This window comes from Mycobacterium sp. IS-1264 (assembly GCF_001954195.1).
In the GTDB taxonomy this organism is placed as follows: domain Bacteria; phylum Actinomycetota; class Actinomycetes; order Mycobacteriales; family Mycobacteriaceae; genus Mycobacterium.
In genome coordinates, this window is record NZ_MBES01000003.1 from 1 (window position 1) to 817 (window position 817).

The 817-nt window shown below is 72.5% G+C and carries 2 protein-coding genes; both read left to right on the forward strand.

All coding sequences use genetic code 11. The features are described from left to right. Nucleotides 1-506, forward strand: a 506-nt coding sequence (locus tag A5744_RS00430) for an MFS transporter (protein ID WP_139331179.1), incomplete at its 5' end; no start/stop codon positions are given. A gap of 117 nt (nt 507-623) precedes the next feature. After that, a partial coding sequence (locus A5744_RS24000; RefSeq protein ID WP_205866271.1) for a hypothetical protein occupies nt 624-817 on the forward strand: 194 nt, incomplete at its 3' end.

Below are 817 nucleotides of genomic sequence, written 5' to 3' on the forward strand. Positions count from 1 at the left end.
TCCGCAACGTCGTCGGGGTGCGCGGGGCCAGCCTGGCTTGGGTGCTGGCCGCCTACGGTGTCGCGGGCCTGCTGTCGGTGCCGTTGGCCGCGCGGCCGACCGACCGCCGGCCCCGGGGCGCCATCATCCTGTGCATGGCCGGGCTGACCGCCGCGTTCGTGGTGCTGACCGCGCTGGCCTTCACCGGCCGCACCTCGGTGGCGACGGCGGTGATCGGTACCGCCGCGATCGTGCTGTGGGGCGCGATGGCCACGGCGGTGTCGCCGATGATGCAATCCGCGGCCATGCGCAACGGCGCCGACGATCCCGACGGCGCATCGGGTCTGTACGTGACGGCGTTCCAGGTCGGCATCATGGCCGGCTCGCTGGCGGGCGGGTTGTTGTACGAGCGCAGCGTCGCGCTGATGCTGACGGCTTCGGCCGCGTTGATGGGTGTCGCGCTGGCCGGTATCGCGGTCTACCGGCATATGCTGGATGTGCCGCCGGCAAGCTCACGCGATTCATAACTCAGCAGCTCAAAGGCCCCGAGTTGCTTTCCGGGGCGGTCCTGTCGGGTCGCGGATTAGGTAGCTGGGCACGGCCCTATGCGACACTGGGTCGCAGACCTGACTGGAGGGATGCATATGCCGAGCTGGACGACGAGCTCGACGAGGAGGGGCCTGTTCGCGGCCCTTGCAGCCGGATTCGCCGCTCTGCTGGTGCTGGGCGCCGGCCCCGCTTTGGCGGATCCGGACCCGCCCCCCGGCGACCCCGGTGTGGTCGCCGCGCCCGCGGGCCCGCCCGCGCCGCCGCCGTTGGTGGCGCCTCCGCCGCCCGG